At 65.4% G+C, this 16,694-nt stretch carries 16 protein-coding genes, 1 tRNA gene and 1 pseudogene; 8 read left to right on the plus strand and 10 right to left on the minus strand.

What is annotated here, in order from left to right; translation table 11 throughout:
- The 7 genes and pseudogenes from KVT32_RS05890 to KVT32_RS05920 form a co-directional block, all read left to right on the plus strand.
- Nucleotides 1-471: pseudogene (locus KVT32_RS05890) on the plus strand (peptidoglycan-binding protein LysM); the annotation flags it as partial.
- Nucleotides 472-474: 3 nt separating this feature from the next.
- Nucleotides 475-1,284, plus strand: a complete 810-nt coding sequence (truA, locus tag KVT32_RS05895; RefSeq protein ID WP_056315824.1) for a tRNA pseudouridine(38-40) synthase TruA — start codon at nucleotides 475-477, stop codon at nucleotides 1,282-1,284.
- Between the two features lie 52 nt (nucleotides 1,285-1,336).
- A complete protein-coding gene (locus KVT32_RS05900; protein WP_056315829.1) occupies nucleotides 1,337-2,434 on the plus strand; it encodes a TRAP transporter substrate-binding protein in 1,098 nt (365 codons plus the stop codon).
- A 68-nt stretch (nucleotides 2,435-2,502) separates the two neighbouring features.
- The gene (locus KVT32_RS05905) at nucleotides 2,503-3,168 is read left to right on the plus strand and encodes a phosphoribosylanthranilate isomerase (RefSeq protein ID WP_152383951.1); all 666 of its coding nucleotides are present in this window, start codon (nucleotides 2,503-2,505) and stop codon (nucleotides 3,166-3,168) included.
- Between the two features lie 198 nt (nucleotides 3,169-3,366).
- Nucleotides 3,367-3,443: transfer RNA gene (locus tag KVT32_RS05910), tRNA-Val, on the plus strand.
- 214 nt (nucleotides 3,444-3,657) lie between these two features.
- Nucleotides 3,658-4,359, plus strand: a complete 702-nt coding sequence (locus KVT32_RS05915; protein ID WP_227741202.1) for a tetratricopeptide repeat protein — start codon at nucleotides 3,658-3,660, stop codon at nucleotides 4,357-4,359.
- A 64-nt stretch (nucleotides 4,360-4,423) separates the two neighbouring features.
- Nucleotides 4,424-4,819, plus strand: coding sequence for a YbaN family protein (locus tag KVT32_RS05920; protein ID WP_217617820.1), 396 nt, complete (start codon nucleotides 4,424-4,426; stop codon nucleotides 4,817-4,819).
- A gap of 30 nt (nucleotides 4,820-4,849) precedes the next feature.
- Here KVT32_RS05920 and KVT32_RS05925 read toward each other — a convergent pair whose 3' ends face one another.
- The 4 genes from KVT32_RS05925 to KVT32_RS05940 all read right to left on the minus strand — a co-directional run bounded on the left by KVT32_RS05925 (nucleotide 4,850) and on the right by KVT32_RS05940 (nucleotide 9,649).
- Entirely contained in the window at nucleotides 4,850-6,631 is a 1,782-nt protein-coding gene (locus KVT32_RS05925) for an IlvD/Edd family dehydratase (RefSeq protein ID WP_056315842.1), read from the minus strand.
- 64 nt (nucleotides 6,632-6,695) lie between these two features.
- Complete coding sequence (locus tag KVT32_RS05930; RefSeq protein WP_175156678.1) at nucleotides 6,696-7,712, minus strand: TRAP transporter substrate-binding protein; 1,017 nt, start codon at nucleotides 7,710-7,712, stop codon at nucleotides 6,696-6,698.
- 31 nt (nucleotides 7,713-7,743) lie between these two features.
- Complete coding sequence (locus KVT32_RS05935; RefSeq protein WP_152383953.1) at nucleotides 7,744-9,024, minus strand: TRAP transporter large permease; 1,281 nt, start codon at nucleotides 9,022-9,024, stop codon at nucleotides 7,744-7,746.
- A 67-nt stretch (nucleotides 9,025-9,091) separates the two neighbouring features.
- Nucleotides 9,092-9,649: a TRAP transporter small permease gene (locus tag KVT32_RS05940; RefSeq protein ID WP_056315847.1), complete on the minus strand. Its 558-nt coding sequence runs from the start codon at nucleotides 9,647-9,649 to the stop codon at nucleotides 9,092-9,094.
- 130 nt (nucleotides 9,650-9,779) lie between these two features.
- Between KVT32_RS05940 and KVT32_RS05945 the strand changes: the two genes are divergently transcribed.
- Nucleotides 9,780-10,805, plus strand: a complete 1,026-nt coding sequence (locus tag KVT32_RS05945) for a LacI family DNA-binding transcriptional regulator (RefSeq protein ID WP_152383954.1) — start codon at nucleotides 9,780-9,782, stop codon at nucleotides 10,803-10,805.
- A 30-nt stretch (nucleotides 10,806-10,835) separates the two neighbouring features.
- Here the strand turns inward: KVT32_RS05945 and KVT32_RS05950 are convergent, their stop codons facing one another.
- The 6 genes from KVT32_RS05950 to KVT32_RS05975 are packed head-to-tail and all read right to left on the minus strand — an operon-like array spanning nucleotide 10,836 to nucleotide 16,648.
- Nucleotides 10,836-11,750, minus strand: a complete 915-nt coding sequence (locus tag KVT32_RS05950; RefSeq protein ID WP_152383955.1) for a DMT family transporter — start codon at nucleotides 11,748-11,750, stop codon at nucleotides 10,836-10,838.
- Nucleotides 11,713-12,777, minus strand: a complete 1,065-nt coding sequence (locus tag KVT32_RS05955; protein ID WP_217617821.1) for a histone deacetylase family protein — start codon at nucleotides 12,775-12,777, stop codon at nucleotides 11,713-11,715. The genes KVT32_RS05950 and KVT32_RS05955 overlap by 38 nt, the downstream gene beginning before the upstream one ends.
- Nucleotides 12,778-12,824: 47 nt before the next feature.
- Nucleotides 12,825-13,115 (minus strand): cupin domain-containing protein, encoded by a 291-nt coding sequence (locus KVT32_RS05960; protein WP_142049609.1) that lies wholly within the window; start codon nucleotides 13,113-13,115, stop codon nucleotides 12,825-12,827.
- A 39-nt stretch (nucleotides 13,116-13,154) separates the two neighbouring features.
- A complete protein-coding gene (locus KVT32_RS05965; protein WP_152383958.1) occupies nucleotides 13,155-14,795 on the minus strand; it encodes an ABC transporter ATP-binding protein in 1,641 nt (546 codons plus the stop codon).
- Between the two features lie 9 nt (nucleotides 14,796-14,804).
- The gene (locus tag KVT32_RS05970) at nucleotides 14,805-15,644 is read right to left on the minus strand and encodes an ABC transporter permease (protein ID WP_062841887.1); all 840 of its coding nucleotides are present in this window, start codon (nucleotides 15,642-15,644) and stop codon (nucleotides 14,805-14,807) included.
- Complete coding sequence (locus KVT32_RS05975) at nucleotides 15,641-16,648, minus strand: ABC transporter permease (RefSeq protein WP_056315866.1); 1,008 nt, start codon at nucleotides 16,646-16,648, stop codon at nucleotides 15,641-15,643. The genes KVT32_RS05970 and KVT32_RS05975 overlap by 4 nt, the downstream gene beginning before the upstream one ends.
- Nucleotides 16,649-16,694 lie beyond the last annotated feature (46 nt).

The raw sequence follows: 16,694 nt of genomic DNA on the forward strand, positions 1-16,694 counted from the left end.
GGCACAGCAGCCACTCCCGGCGCAGCGGGTTCTCCCGGTGCAATGGGCACGCCCGGCACCGCAAGCACTCCGGGCGCGGCAACTACGCCGGGCGCCGCGACGACCACGTCGAACGCCACCGGCGCGTCAAACACCACCACCTCCCCAGGCGCCGCAGGCTCGGCGCCCGCCGATGCCGACAAGCCCATCGGCACGCTGCCGGACAAGACCGTGCAGACGGGTATGCCGGGCTGGCTGGCCGACAATCTTCTCGTGATCGTTACCGCGGTGCTGGCGCTCGTCGCCTTCGCCATCGCGTGGCTGTTGCGCCGGGCCGGCGCGCGGCGTGACGACGATGACGAGGAAAGCTACACGTACAACGAGCCGGCGCTGGATACGGCAGCGCTGAACCGCAAGCTCGACACCATCAATCTCGACCTGGACGTACCGCCCACGGACGAACCGCGCCGTATCGGCGGTCCTCGGGTTTGAAGCATGTCTAGAGTTGCATTGGGGCTGGCGTATGACGGCTCCGCCTGGCAGGGTTGGCAGACACAGCCGCACCGGCAGACGGTGCAGGACTGCCTGGAGTCCGCCCTGGCCAGTTTTTGTGGCTTCACCGAGCCGGTGCCCACGATTTGCGCCGGCCGGACCGACACGGGCGTGCACGGCGCGATGCAGGTGGTCCATCTGGACACGACGCTCACCCGCAAGACGGAGTCCTGGGTCCGAGGCGTGAATGCGTTTCTGCCGCCCAGCATCTCGGTGCAGTGGGCCGAAGAAGTGTCCGAAGAATTCCATGCGCGCTTTTCGGCGCGCGCCCGCACGTACGTCTACCTGCTCTGGCGCGGCCGGGTGCGTCCGGCGCTGTGGGCGGGGCGCGCCGGCTGGTGCTTCCAGCCGTTGGATGTGCAGGCCATGCGCGCGGCTGCTAAGGCGCTTGTCGGCGAACATGATTTTTCCAGCTTCCGTTCGTCGCAATGCCAGGCCAAGCATCCAGTGCGGCACATGCACAGCCTGGAGATCGAGGAGCGGGGACCGTTTCTCGTCTTTACCTTGAAGGCAAACGCCTTTCTGCATCACATGGTGCGCAACATCATGGGCGCGTTGCTGCAAGTGGGGCAGGGCAGGGAAACGGTTGACTGGATGACGCAGCTCTTGGCGTGGCGCGACCGCAAGCGCGGCGCGCCCACGTTTGCGCCTGACGGCCTGTACCTGGCCGCGATCGACTATCCCGAATCCTTCGGACTGCGCGAGCTCGACGGCGGATCGTCGCTGCTGTCGCCCTTTACTCAATCCTTTTAGGGAAGCCGCCGCGCAGGCGGCGGGATCCCGCGCCTTTCTGGAGGCATGCGCCATGCAACGCCGCGCGTTTCTGAAGCAAACCGCCTTGGGCGCCGCCGCGGGCAGTGCCGTGCTGGCGGCCCCCGCGATTGCGCAGGAAGCTCCCAACCTCACCTGGCGGTTGGCTTCGGATTTTCCGGCCGACGCGGCCACGCTGTTCGCGGGCGCGACCGACGTTGCGCGTTGCGTGGCCGAGGTCACGGCGGGGCGCTTCACCATCGAGATATCCGCCGCCGGCCAGCTGTTCCAGTCGGGTCAGGCGCTGGAGGCCGTGCAGCACCGCATCGTCGAATGCGGCCACGCGGCGTCGGCCCGCTACTTCGGCACCGATCCCGCGATTTGCTTTGACGGTGGCATGCCATTCGGCCTGAATACCCGCCAGATGAACGCGTGGATGCGGCAGGGCGAGGGGCTGGCGCTGACCCGCGAAGCCTTTGGCAAGTACGGCATCCTGAACTTTCCGTGCGGCTATACCGGCGCGCAGATGGGCGGATGGTTTCGGGGCGAGATCAAGACCCTCGATGACCTGCGCGGACTCAAGGTGGCGGCTGACGGCTTTACGGCGCACATCCTGTCGCGTCTGGGCGCCTCGCCGCTGGCAATCCCCGCTGGCGAACTGCATGCGGCGCTGGCAGAAGGCCTTGCGGACGGGGCCGTCACGATCGGACCGTTCGAGGACGAACGCCTGGCGCTCTTTGACGTCGCGCGAAACTATTACTTTCCGGGCTGGTGGGCCGGTACGCAACAGTTGTCGCTGTACGTGAACCAGGACGCCTTTGCGGAACTGCCCAAGTCATACCAGACCGCGTTGTCGCTGGCTTGCGCGGCGGCAAGCGAAAACATGATCGCAACCTTTGATGCCAACAATCCGCAAGCGCTGCGCCGGCTGATGTCGCAAGGCGCGCAACTGAAGGCGTATTCCAGGCCGCTGCTGCAAGCCGCTCACGAAGCCACGGTGGCGGCCTGCAATGAATTGAGCGCCAAGGACGCGATGTTCAAGAAGCTCTACGACAGCATGCTGGCATTGCGCGGCAACCAGATCCCCTGGTTCCGCATGGCCGAGGGCAGCTTCGACAACATGATGGCCACGCTGGGTTCGACAGGCGCGTGAGACCGGTTTTTCGGTCCGGATATACTGATCCAGCCAGTCGCCGCGGGGCGACACTTCCAGAAAATGTCATGCGTACACGCATAAAGATCTGCGGGCTGACCCGCGAACAAGACGTCGAAGCCGCCGTTGCTGCCGGCGCCGACGCGATCGGATTTGTCTTTTATCCCAAGAGCAAGCGTTGCCTCTCGCCCACGCGCGCCGCGCAACTGCGCCGGATGGTACCGGCCTTTGTCGACGTCGTCGCGCTCTTCGTGAACGCGCAGGAAGAAGAGATCCGCACCGTGCTGGGTGAAGTGGGGCCCGAGCTGCTGCAGTTTCATGGTGACGAAACGCCGCTGGAATGCGCGCGCTACGGTCATCGCCATCTGCGGGCCTTCCGGGCCGGTGCGCCGGGCCTTGAGACGGCGGAGAGCCTTGCGGCCACGTGCCGCGCCTACGGAGAGGCAGCGGGCTGGTTGTTCGACAGCTATAGCGCCGGATACGGCGGCAGCGGGCATGGATTTGACTACGCGTTGCTCGATGAGGTGAGGGCCGACCCGGTGTCCCGCCCCTTGATCCTGTCCGGCGGTCTGAACGCCGAAAACGTGGGTACCGCCATCGAATTGGTGCGGCCTTGGGCGATCGATGTGAGTAGTGGCGTCGAAGTCGAGCAAGGAATAAAAAGTTCTGATAGAATCTCGTTCTTCGTTGCTGCGGCACATGACGCAGACACGAAATTGAAGGACAAGAAGTAGTGCTGTAGGGCGTGTGAAAAGACCTTGGTTAATGCCAACGCATTAATGCAAGATCAAATTAAACGCATTGCGCGAAGGTGAGTTTGGCAAAGCCGACAGGCAAATGCTGAGACCTCCTAAACGCAATAAAAACTGCAAAAAATCTTCTAAGACGATTTGCACAGTTTAAAAAAGCATTATATAATTCTTCTTCTTTGCAGGCGGTTAGCTCAGCTGGTTAGAGCGCCACGTTGACATCGTGGAGGTCGTTGGTTCGATTCCAATACCGCCTACCAAATTCCTGCAAAGGTGTGTTCGATAGAGCTAGTCGAACGCAGACCTGAAAAAGCCGCGACAGTCTTACGACTTCGCGGCTTTTTGCTTTTCCTCGCGTCATTGCTGCGCTTGTATTTGCTGCATTAATCACCGTGTGGCGCGATTCCGGCGTTTGATACCCGCGCCGCTATATTCCATCTTCTTCCATTCAAAAGCCCGCCCATGCACTTCACCATGAAGGCATTCATTCTGGCGCAATTGTTGTGGTTGCCCGGCTGCGTGACCAATGCGCCCGCGCAAGCCGATGCGCGCAACGTCGAGGCGCCAATGTATGCCGGGGTTGATCGCCGCGCGGCCGCTGCCTTGCGCGCGGGCGATGAACAACAGGCCGCCGAGGCCGTGAAGGTGTTTGGATCGCCTGCCGCGGCAGCGCAGGCGCGGGTCGAGCTGGGCTACCGGCTTTTTCGCGAAGACCGGCCGGGCCAGGCCATGCAGCAATTCAATCAGGCGTGGCTGCTCAATCCCGACAACCCCGAGGTGTACGCGGGTTTCGCGATGGTGCTGGAAAGCCAGCGCAAGATCTGCCAGGCGATGAGCATGATGGACCGCGCGATCAGCATGAATCCCCCGGCGTTTCGCGGCATTCATGCGGATGCCGGCCGGATCGCGGCGCGTTGCGCCGCCGAGGACAAGACGCTGCCCCCCGAAGCGCGTATCGCGGCGACGACCCGGTCCGACGAGTGGTACCGCAAGGGCGAGGCCGTGGAGCCCGACAAGGGCTATCTGTATGCCTCGTGGGCCACGGCCTATTACTGGCGTGGCCAGTACGCGGAAGCCTGGGCCATGGTCCACAAGTCACGCGCCGCGGGCGGCAGTCCGGATGCGAAATTCGTCAGGATGCTGCGCGCAAGGATGCCGGAGCCCGCCGCGTCGTGAATCAAGCGGCGCACAATGCCTGGCGGACTGCCGGCTGCCCATTTGCGATATCCTGCTCACCATCATGATGAGAGCACTTTGGTTATGCCTGGGCTGCTTGATGCTGGCGCTGGGCGTCATCGGCGCCTTCTTGCCGGTGATGCCGACAACGATCTTTCTGATCCTGGCGGTGGCCTGCTTCTCCCGCTCGTCGCCCCGGCTTGAAAAATGGCTGCTGGATAGCCCGACATATGGTCCGTCGCTGCGCGCGTGGCGCGACGAGGGCGCGGTGTCGCGCAAAGGCAAGACGTATGCCAGCCTGGGCATGGCGGCTGGTTACGGGATCTTTTACTGGAGCGCCCATCCCTCGCTGCCCCTGGCCATCGGCGTAGGCATCTTCTTTCTGGCCAGCGCGGCCTATGTCGTCAGCCGGCCCAGCCCCCGCGCGGGCGGCCCGGCCAGCAAGCCGCCGCGCGAATAAGCCGCGCGCCAAGCCGCACCCCTTTCGTCCTCAGTGCGAATGCCGCGGATCGCCCCGCGTCTCCACCACTTTCAAATACAGCGTCGCCGCCTCCAGGCATCCGCCCGTGGAAAGCTGCCCCACGGTCTGCCGGTACAGTTCCTGCCACGGCGTCTGCGATGGCGGCGCTTCGTACGGCGGCTCCTGGCGGCGCCGTTCCAGTTCCGCTTCGTCCACCTGCAACATGACCGACCGCTGGTTCAGGTCCACGCGGATCCGGTCGCCCGTGCGCAGCAGCGCCAGTCCGCCGCCCACCGCGGCTTCGGGCGACATGTTCAGGATGGACGGGCTGGCCGAGGTGCCGCTCTGGCGGCCGTCGCCCAGACAGGGCAGGGACTCGATGCCGCGCTTGATAAGGTGCGATGGCGGCGCCATGTTCACGACTTCCGCGCTGCCGGGGTAGCCCACGGTGCCGGCGCCCCGGATCACCAGAATGCAGTGTTCGTCGATGTTAAGCGCCGGGTCTTCGATGCGGGCGTGATAGTCCTCCGGGCCCTCGAACACGATCGCGCGCGCCTCGAAGGCGTTTTCCGACCCCGGTTCGGACAGGTACGCCCGGCGAAAGGCTTCGCCCACGACCGACATCTTGATGATGGCGCTGTCAAAGAAGTTGCCCGACAGCACGATGAAGCCGGCGCGGTGCTTGAGCGGCGCGTCGCAGGTCCGGATGACGTCGGTATTGTGGGTCTTGGACGCCGTCGCAATATCGCCGATGGTCTTGCCGGATACGGTTCGGCAGTCCGGATGCAGGCGGCCGGCCGCCAGCAGCTCGTGCAGCACGGCGGGTACGCCTCCCGCGCGGTGAAAGCCTTCGCCCAGATGCTCGCCCGCGGGCACGCAGTTGACCAGCAGCGGCACGTCTTCGCCCAGCCGTTGCCAGTCGTCCAGGCTGAGGTCGACGCCCATGTGGCGCGCGATGGCAATCAGGTGTGGCGGGCAGTTGCTGGACGCGCCCAGCGCCGAGGCCACGACGATGGCGTTCTCGAACGCCTCGCGGGTCAGGATTTGAGATGGCCGCAGGTCTTCGCGCACCATGTCGCAGATGCGCATGCCGGTGGCATAGGCCATCTGCCCGCGCTCGCGATAGGGCGCCGGAATGCTGGCGCAGGTGGGCAGCGACATGCCCAGCGCTTCGGCCAGCGAGTTCATCGACAGCGCGGTGCCCATGGTGTTGCAGTGTCCGATGGACGGCGACGATGCCGTGGCAAGCGTCATGAAGCCTTCGTAATCCAGCTTGCCGGCCGCCATCAGGTTGCGGGCATGCCAGATGACCGTGCCCGAGCCCACGCGCTGGCCTTCATGCCAGCCGTCCAGCATGGGACCGCCGGACAGCACGATGGCGGGAATGTCCACCGTCGCCGCCGCCATCAGGCACGCGGGCGTGGTCTTGTCGCATCCCGTGGTCAGCACCACGCCATCCAGCGGATAGCCGTGCAGGATCTCCACCAGGCCCAGATAAGCCAGGTTGCGGTCCAGCGCCGCAGTGGGCCGCCGTCCCTGTTCGGCCAGCGGATGCACCGGGAATTCCATGGGGATGCCGCCGGCGTCGCGGATGCCCGCCTTGATGCGTTCGGCCAGCGCCAGATGGTGGCGATTGCAGGGCGCCAGGTCGCTGCCTGTCTGCGCGATACCGATGATCGGCCGCCCGGACTGCAGTTCCTGGCGCGTCAGGCCATAGTTGAGATAGCGCTCGACGTAGATCGCCGTCATGTCGGCGTGCGAGGGATCGTCGAACCACTTCTGGCTGCGCAGTCGGCGGGGTGTCTGGGACATGGCTGTCTCGCTTTGCTTCGGTTGCACACAGGCCCGGACCCCCACGGGATCCAGGCCGGCACGGTTAGTTCCGCGCCTTCTGGATTTCGTCGTTCAACTGCTTGATCAGTTCCGGCCCGAGTTCCTGGGTGTACTTGTCGACCACGGGCTGCACCTTCTGGCGCATGCGGGCCACTTCCTCCGGCGAGACGGTGTTGATCTTCATGCCGTTCTTCTCGAGCGTGCCCATCGCCTTGGTGGAATCGGCGCGGCTATCCTGCCGCTCGAAGTCGCGCGATGACGCGGCTGCCTGGCGGATCAGCTTCTGTTCGTCGGGCGAGAGCGTGTCCCACCACTTCTTGGAGGCCATCACCACCCACGGCGTGTAGACGTGGCGCGTGATGGTCAGGAAGGGCTGCACCTCGTAGAACTTGCTGCTCTGGATCGTGGTGATGGGGTTCTCCTGGCCGTCCACGGTGCGGGTTTCCAGCGCGGTGAACAATTCCGAGAACGGCATCGGCACGGCATTGGCGCCCAGCGTATTGAAGACGCCCAGCGCAATCTGGTTCTGCATGACGCGCAGCTTGATGCCCTGCAGGTCCTCGGCGCGCGTGATCGGACGTTTGGAGTTCGTCATGTTGCGAAAGCCGTTTTCCCAGTACACCAGGCCGACCAGTCCCTTGGCTTCCAGCTTCTTGAGCAGATCCTGTCCGAGCTGGCCGTCCAGCACCGCGTCGGCTTCCTTTTCGCTGTTGAAGAGGAAGGGCAGGTCGAACACGCCGAACTCCTTGACCATGCCGGCCAGCGGCGCGGTCGACCCCACCATCATTTCCTGCGCGCCGCCCACCAGCGCACTCTGCATCTGCTCGTCCGAACCCAGGTTGGCCGAGCCAAACGTCCTCATCTTGAGCTTGCCGCCGCTGACCTTTTCCAGTTCCTGCGCCAGATGGCGGGCCGCGCGGCCCTGCACGCTTTCCTCGTTCAGCCCGTAGCCAAAGCGGATGAGGCGCGGCTTGACGTCCGCCGCCGCGGCCACCCCGGCGACGGTGCAGGACAGCACCGCCGCCAGGACAAGAACGCGGGTCTTCAATTGCTTGATCATGGTGTTTCTCCTCGGGGGTTTGTAATTGCCGCTAGTGCATCCAGCGTGCGGGTACGGTGATCAGTTCGGGGAAGATCACCAAAAGAACCAGCAGCAGCGTGTAGGCCACGACATAGCGCCACACCCCTCTGCAGATGGTTTCCATATTGATGCGGGCCACGCCGCATACGACGTTGAGCACCGTACCGACCGGCGGCGTCAACAGGCCCACGCTGCCGACCATGACGAACATGACGCCGAAGTAGACGGGGTCGATGCCGGCCTTGGTGACGACGGGCATCAGCACGGGGCCGAGAATCAGGATGGTCGGCGTGAGGTCCATCACCGTGCCCACGAGCGTCAGAAGGATCAGCAGCGCGAACATCAGCAGCTTGGGCTGGTCCATGACCGGTTCCAGGAGAGCGATGAGATCCTGCGGCAGGTCCGCCAGCGTGATCATGTAGGAAGACACCATGGCGGCAGCCACGAGGAACATGACCACAGCCGTGGTGCGGGCGGCGTTGATGAACAGCGGACCCAGGTCGCGCCAGCCGATCTCGCGGTACACGAAGATGCTGACCAGCAGCGCATACACGGCAGCGACGACCGCGGCTTCGGTGGGCGTAAAGATGCCGCCGCGCAGCCCGCCGATGATGATGACTGGAAGGAACAGCGCCCACAGCGATCCGCGCAGCGCTTTCAGACGGTTGGACCACGGCTCGCGCGGCGAGGGCGTGATGCTGCCGTGCTTGCGCGCCACCCACGTCCACACCGCCACCAGCGTCAGCCCCATCATGAGGCCCGGCGCGATGCCAGCGAAGAACAGCTTGGTGATCGACACATTGGTGGCGACGCCGAAGATGATGAACGAGATCGATGGCGGAATGATGGGCGCGATGATGCCGCCCGAGGCGATCAGGCCCGAGGCCTGCCCCGCGTCATAGCCCTTTTCGCGAAGCATGGGGATCAGCAGTGACCCCAGCGCTGCGGCGTCGGCCACGGCCGAGCCCGACAGCGATGCCAGCAGCACGCTGGCGAAGATGGCCACGTAACCCAGGCCGCCCTGGATGTGGCCCACAAACGTGTTGGCCAGGTGAACGATGCGGCGCGAGATGCCGCCGGCATTCATCAATTCGCCGGCCAGCATGAAGAGCGGCACGGCCATCAGCGTAAAGCTGTTGGCACCGGACAGCATGTTCTGGGCAAGAAGCTGGGTGTCGTAGAAATCCAGCTGGAACATCATGACGATCGCGCTGATGATAAGCGCGAAGGCGATCGGCATGCCCAGGGCAATCAGCCCCAGCAGCACGACTAGGAAGACGGTCAGGATCATTGCGGGTATCCGGGCGGATGAATGTGGGGCGGGTGCGGGGCGCGTGTTGGGGCGGGTGAGGGCCGGGTCAGACCAGCGGGTCTTCCGGACTGGATTCCGCCGGCAGCGGACCGCCCGCAATCACGCGGACCAGGTCGACGACGGTCAGGATGCCCATTGCCACCGCGGCATACAGCCCTGCGGCGTTGAACACGGCCTGGGGCATGCCGGTGACAGGCAATACGGTGTCGAGGCCGATGACCGTCTGGACCCAGCTGCCTTCGGCCATCAGCCACAGCACCCACAGGATCATCAACTGGCAGGCAATATGCGACACCCGGCGCGCGCCCGGGCCAAAGCGTTCCACCAGCATGGTCACGCCGATGTGCTGGTGTTCGCGCAGCGCAATCACCGAACCCAGGAAAATCATCCAGACGAACGCCAGGCGCGAGACCTCGTCCGAGACGTTGATGCCGGAGTTAAAGAGATACCGCAGCGCCACGTTGCCGAACAGCAGCACGACCATGATGACCAGACAGGCGACCATCAGCCAGGTCTGTAGCGCAAAACACCAATCCGCGGCGCGGGCCAGCGGCGAGCGGCCCGGACGCGATGGCCCCGGCCGCCCCAATGGGGAAGCTTGCATGTTTGTCTCCTCTCCGTTTGCCGGAATTTTTTTAGTCGTTTGATGCGGATCATGTTAGCGCTAACATTTTTGCTTTGGCAAGCCCCTTTTTTTCGGTCAGACTACGCGCTTGCATTCACCGCGAGGGTCCATGTCCATCCGCAAACCTCGAACCTCGCGCGCCGGCCGCGTCACCATGCAGGACGTCGCGCGGCGCGTGGGCGTCAGCGCGATCACGGTATCGCGGGCATTGCGCACGCCCGATAAGGTGGGCCACGATCTGCGCCAGCAAATCGCGCGGGTGTGCCAGGAACTGGGCTACGTGCCCAACCACGCCGCCAGCGCGCTGGCGTCGGCGCGGTCGCAGACCATCGTGGTGCTCATTCCGTCGCTCAGCAACGTGGTGTTCGTGGACATCATCACGGGCATCAAGGAAGTGCTGGATCAGCACGGCTACCACATGCTGATCGGCGTGACGGGCTATTCGCCGGACGAAGAAGAAGCGCTGCTGCGCAAGTATCTGCAGCATTCGCCCGACGGCGTGGTCCTGACCGGCATCGACCACAATCCGGGCGTCTGGGAACTGCTGCGCGCGCAGGCGATTCCCACGGTGCACACGATCGAAACGCTGGAAGGCGGCGAGGACATGAGCGTCGGGTTCTCGCAGTTCGACTCGGGCTACGCAGCAGGCCGCCATCTGGTCGAACGCGGCTACCGCCGCATCGGCATCATCGGCGCGCAGCTGGATCCCCGGTCGCTGCGCCGCTGCGAAGGGTGCCGGCAGGCGTTGCGCGACGCGGGGCTGTACGACGCCGCCCTGGAAATCATGACGCCGGAAAAATCGTCGATCAGCCTGGGGGCGTCGTTGATCCAGGATCTTCACGCGCGTCATCCCGACTGCGACGCCGTGTTCTTCTGCAACGACGACCTGGCGCAAGGCGCGGTGTTCCAGTGCGGCCGGGATGGCGTGCGCGTGCCGGAACAGATGGCTATCGTCGGCTTTCATGACTTCCCGGGCACGGCCTGGACCACGCCGCCGCTGTCCACCATTGCCACGCCCCGCTACCAGATCGGCCTGTCAGCCGCGCAACTGCTCATGCAGCACCTGGCGGGCGAACCCGTGCCCGCGCGGCATGTGGACTTGGGTTTCGAACTGGTGCAGCGCGAAACCAGTTGAGGACGCCGCCGCAAGAGGCGCCGCGCCTGTTCAAGCGGCCGGCGTCGATGGCGTTCTGACAGGTCGCAGCGCCAGAAAGACCCCGGCCGCGATGATCAGCCCCATGCCCGCCAGCGCCAGCGCGTCTGGCGGGCGCTGGAACCAGAACGTGCTGAAGCCCAGCGCCAGCAGCAGCTGGAAGTAGTTCAGGGGCGCCAGCGTTGCCGCGGGAACCCGCTGGAAGGCCGCGATCAGCAGGATCTGCGCCAGGCCGCTGCAGGCGCCCAGGGCAAGGATGATGACGGTATCGGCCGTTCCGGGCCAGGGGTCGGGCAGGAAGAACGGCGCGGGCAGCGCGGTCACGATCAGGCAGATGAATGCCGTGTACGCATACTGCACCGGCCCCGGCACCTTGTTCGACAGCTTGCGGGTCAGCACCTGGAAGATCGCGTAGCTGACGGCCGACACCGCCATCAGCATCGTGCCCAGCAGGGGCAGGTCGCCGCCGGGCCGCACGATCAGCAGCATGCCGGCAAAGCCCGCGGCAACGGCGCCCCATTGCGCCGCCCGGACGCGTTCGCCCAGCAGCCACGGCGACAGCGCCACCATGATGAGCGGGGCGGTGAAGTAGATGGCGGTGGCCTCGGACAGCGGCATCCAGATGAGCGCGGTCATGAAGCACGTGGCCACCGTGGCCAGCATGACACCGCGTAGCACCAGCAGGGGCTTTTCCGGCGCGTCGCGCAGCCGCAGGCCGCGGCCGTGGCGCCACAGCATGCCCATCGCCAGCGTCACCACCGCCAGGTAGCGCATCACGTTCAGAAAGGGCGCCGGATAGCGTTCCAGAAGCTGCTTGGCGCCCGCATCGAAGGTGGCGAACGCTACCAGCGCCGCGAAGAACAGCAGGACGCCGGTCTGGCGCGCGCCTTCATTTGCCGCCACGGCCAAAGCCTTCAAGAAACGCATCCAGCGCGGGCCCGATCGCCTCGACCATGTAGCCGCCTTCCTGCACCACGACGGTGGGCACGCGCAAACCGGCGACGCGCGCGCCGATGTCGCGGTACGCGTCGATGTCCAGCCTGAGCACGCTGATCGGATCGTCCTTGTAGGTGTCGAATCCCAGCGGCAGGACCAGCGCCTGCGGCGCATAGCCCGCCAGGGCATCCAGCGCGGTGTCCAGCGCCTGCAGGAATTCCGCGTTGCCGCAGCCGTGCGCCAGCGGCAGGTTCAGGTTGTAGCCTTCGCCCGCGCCGTGCCCGCGCTCGTGCGCGTAGCCGGTATAGAAGGGGTAATACCCGGCCGGATCGGCGTGCAGCGAGACGGTCATCACGTCCGCCCGGTGATAGAAGATGTTCTGCGTGCCGTCGCCATGATGCGCATCCACATCCAGCACCGCCACTTTTGACCACGTCTGCAACAGGCGGCTTGCCGCGGCGGCGCTGTTGTTCAGGTAGCAGAAGCCGCCGGCGCGGTCGCGATGGGCATGGTGGCCGGAAGGCCGCGAGAGCGCGTAGGCCACGCCACTGGCGCTCGCCACATGGTCCGCCGCCGCCAGCGCGCTATGCGTGGACCGCAGCGCCGAGCGCCAGGTCTGCGGCCCGATGGGGCAGGCGAGGTCGCTCAGGTAATACCCGGTTTGCGCCACGATGGACGGGGACGGGCAGGGGCCCCGTCCGGCGGCATCGATGCGGCCGTTGTAGTAGGGCGAAAGATTGGGCAGCACTTCCGGACCGGGATCGACGCCCGGCGCCTTCAGGGCCTGCCAGCGCGCAAAGGCGGTTTCCAGGTAGTCCAGATAATCCGTGCTGTGCACGTGTTCAAGCGGCTTGCGGCCATAGTCGGATGGCGCTTCGACGTTCACGCCGCGGGCGGCCAGCGCCTGCTGCAGGCTCTCCGCGCGCGACGGCAGGTCGGTGGGGGCGCTGATGCGGCCCAGCCGCATGAATTGCCGGGGCGAATGCAGCAACTGTTCTTCGGAAAAAAACGCCTTCATGGATATCCTCGCTCAGACCGTCACGGTCGCTGCCAGATGCGTGGGGCTCATGCCTGCTTGAGTTCGATCTCGACGAACACGAATTCCGTGTCGCTGGGGTTGATGACGTTGTGTTCCACGCCCACCGGCCGGTAATACGCCACCCCCGTGGTGAGCTGGCTGGTGACCTGGCCGTTGGGCGTGTCCAGCAGCAGCGGGCCGGTGGTCTGCGGGACCACCACGTAGTTCATGCCATGGCGGTGCCAGCCCGTCTCGCCGCCCGGCGGAAAGCGCCATTCGGTGACGGTGACCAGTTCGTTGTCGATCTGCACGGTGGGGATGGCGGCGGGGCGTTGCATAGCGGTTCTCCTGGAATTCAATGGTGAGGCGATGTGCGGTCAGGCGGCCTGCGCCTTGGTCGGGTCCCAATGCTGGCCCGGCACGGCGGCGATCAGCTGGCGGGTGTAGGCGTGCTGCGGGTTGTCGAAGATCTGGGACGGCGATCCGTACTCCACCACCTTGCCGTGATGCATGACCAGCACCGAATTGCAGATCTGCGCCGCCACGCGCAGGTCATGGGTGATGAACACCAGCGCAATCTTCAGCCGCTGCTGCAGGTCGTTCAGCAGTTGCAGCACCTGCGCCTGAACCGACACGTCCAGCGCCGACACCGATTCGTCGGCCACCAGCACCTTGGGCTCCAGCGCCAACGCGCGCGCGATGCCGATGCGCTGGCGCTGGCCGCCCGAAAACTGGTTGGGATAGCGGTCAAAGGCGGACGGGTCCATGCCCACCAGCGACAGCAGTTCGCGCGCCCGGGCTTCGGCTTGCGCGCGCGGGACGCCATTGGCGACCGGGCCGTCGCTGATGATGCGGCCCACCGTGTGCCGGGGATTGAGCGAGGCGAACGGGTCCTGGAAGATCATCTGGATCTCGTGCCGCATCGGCCGAAAGCGCGATTCGGGCAGCGTGGCGATGTCCTGGCCGTTAAAGAGCAGCTGGCCGCCATTGATGCCGACAAGCTTGAGCAGGCATTTGCCGATCGTGGACTTGCCCGAACCGGATTCCCCCACGATGCCCAGCGTCTCGCCGCGCCGCACGGCAAAGCTCACGCCGTCCACCGCGTGCACCTGGCGTTTGTTGCCCAGCCAGCCGTGGCCGATCACGTAGGTCTTTTTCAGATCCTTGACCTCCAGCACGGGCCTGTCGTCGGCAAGCCCGGCGCGCTCCTCGCCGCGCCGGTGCGGCACGGCCGCGATCAGGCGCTGGGTGTAGGGATGTCGCGGGCGGTTGAGCACCTCGCTGGCCGGACCTTGCTCCACCATCACGCCTTTCTCCATGACGGCGACGCGATGGGCAATCTCGGCCACCACGCCGAAGTCGTGCGTGACGAACATCACGCCCATGCCTTTTTCCTTCTGGATGCGCGCGATCAGCGCCAGGATCTGCGCCTGGGTGGTGACGTCCAGGGCGGTCGTGGGCTCGTCGGCGATCAGCAGCGCGGGCTCCAGCGCCAGCGCCATCGCAATCATCACGCGCTGCCGCTGCCCGCCGGACAAGCGGAACGGATACACGTGATACAGCGTGGCCGGATCCGGCAGGCCGACGAACTCCAGCAGTTCGAGCGTGCGCTTCAAGCGTTCTGCGCCAGGGTAGGCGTTATGCACGCGCATCACCTCGCTGATCTGTTCGCCCACCGTCATCAGCGGGTTCAGGGCCGACAGCGGCTCCTGGAAGATCATCGCCATGTCCTTGCCGCGCATGGCCTGCAGGGCGGGTTCGTCCAGTTGCAGCAGGTCCTGGCCGCGGAACAGGATGCGGCCGGCCTGCGGGGTCAGGTAATCGGGCAGCAGCCCCATGATGGCGTTGGCGCTCATCGACTTGCCCGAGCCCGATTCGCCCACGATGCACAGGATTTCACCGGCGCGAATGTCGTACGACACGTCCTCTACCGCGTAGGGACGGTCGCCGCCCTTGGGCAATGCGATGGTCAGATTCTGGATCGACAGGAGCGACGGGGTTGTCAGGTTTTCATTCATGCCGGCCTCCTATTCGCCGCGTTTGCGCAGTTGCGGGTTGAGGGCGTCGTTCAGGCCTTCGCCGATCAGGTTGATGGCCAGCACGGTCAGCAAGATGGCGACCCCGGGCCACACGCTCATCCACCAGGCCTCGCGGATCATGGTGCGCGCCGCGCCGATCATGAAACCCCAGCTCATCAGGTTGCGGTCGCCCAGGCCCAGAAACGACAGCGACGACTCCGTCAGGATCGCGGTCGCCACCATGAACGAGGCCGACACGATGATGGGCGACATGGCATTGGGCAGGATCTGCGTGCCGACGATGCGGGCCGGCGTCTGGCCGATGACGATCGCGGCCTGCACGAATTCGCGCTGCTTGAGCGTCATGAATTCCGAGCGGACCAGCCGCGCGGCCGGCGGCCAGGACACCACCGCGATGGCGCCCATGATCGAATAGACCGACGGGCTCAGGATGGCGACCAGCACCACGGCCATCGCCAGTTGCGGAATGGTCTGGAAAAACTCGGTGAACCGCATCAGCGCGTCGTCCACGCGGCCGCCGCAGTAGCCGGCGATCGAACCGACCACGATGCCAAAGAGCAGCGCGACGGCGGTGGACAGCAGGCCCACCATCAGCGACACGCGCGCGCCCCACACCAGGCCCGCCGTGATGTCGCGGCCCAGCATGTCCGTGCCGAACGGATAGTCCGCATTGGTGAACGGCGGGATCAGCGGGTCGGCCACCATCATCCAGGGCGACTCTTCGTACAGCAGCGGCGCCGCCAGGGCCACGGCCACCACGATCAGCATGATGACCAGGCCGGCCACCGCCCCGTAGTTGCGCAGGTAACGTCGGGCGAATGACTTCATGCGGAGGCTCCTTGCTGCGCACCCGCGCCGATGCGCGGATCGATCAGGCGGTACAGCACGTCGGTCAGCAGGTTGAAGACCACGACCATGATAGAGGTGACCAGGAAGATGCCCAGCAGAAGCTGGTAGTCGCGTTGCAGCAGGGCGTCGAACATCAGGCGTCCGATGCCGGGCCACGCGAAGACGGTCTCGGTCAGCACCGCGCCGCCCGCCATCTGCCCCAGCTGGATGCCGGCAAACGTGATGACCGGCAGCAGCGCGTTGCGCAGCACGTGCGCGCGGATCACGCGGCTGGGGCTTACGCCCTTGGCGCGCGCCGTCTTCACGAAATCCATGCCGATCACTTCCAGCATCGACGCGCGAGTCAGCCGCACGTAGACGGCCATGAAGAAGCAGCCCAGCGTCACGGTCGGCAGGATGAGATGCAGGGCGATATCGCCCGCGCGCGCCCAGCCGGTCAGGTTGGCGCCCACGGTCTCCATGCCGAAGGCCGGCAGCCAGCCCAGTACCACCGAAAACAGCAGGATGCCCATCAGCGACAGCCAGAAGAGCGGCGTGGCGTAGAGCAACAGGGCGCCGGTCATCACCGAGCTGTCGATCCAGCGGCGCTTGTTGCGATAGCGCGCTTTGGCCGCCACCACGCCCAGCAGCACGCCCAGCACGATGGAAAACACGAAGGCGCACGACATCAGGAGGAACGTGGCGGGCAGGCGCTCGACGATCAGGTCCAGCACCGGCACGTGATTGCGGTACGAAAAGCCCAGATCCAGCTGCACCACGCCCTTCAGGTAGAGAAAAAGCTGCGTCAGGACGGGCTTGTCCAGGCCAAAGGCGACACGCAGCTGGTCCACGTAGGCGGCATCGCCCGCGCCGGCCTGGCCGGCCAGCACGGCGGCGGGATCGCCGGGCGCAAGCCGTATCAGGAAGAAATTGATGATCACCACGCCCAGCACCACCACCAGGGCCTTGCCGATGCGGGACAGCAGGAAAGACAGGAATCTCATGCTCGGGTCCTTTCAGGACGGACGTGCCTCGCGGCAACCCTGCCCG

The organism is Achromobacter sp. GbtcB20, assembly GCF_019091095.1.
Taxonomy (GTDB): Bacteria; Pseudomonadota; Gammaproteobacteria; order Burkholderiales; family Burkholderiaceae_B; genus Achromobacter; species Achromobacter mucicolens.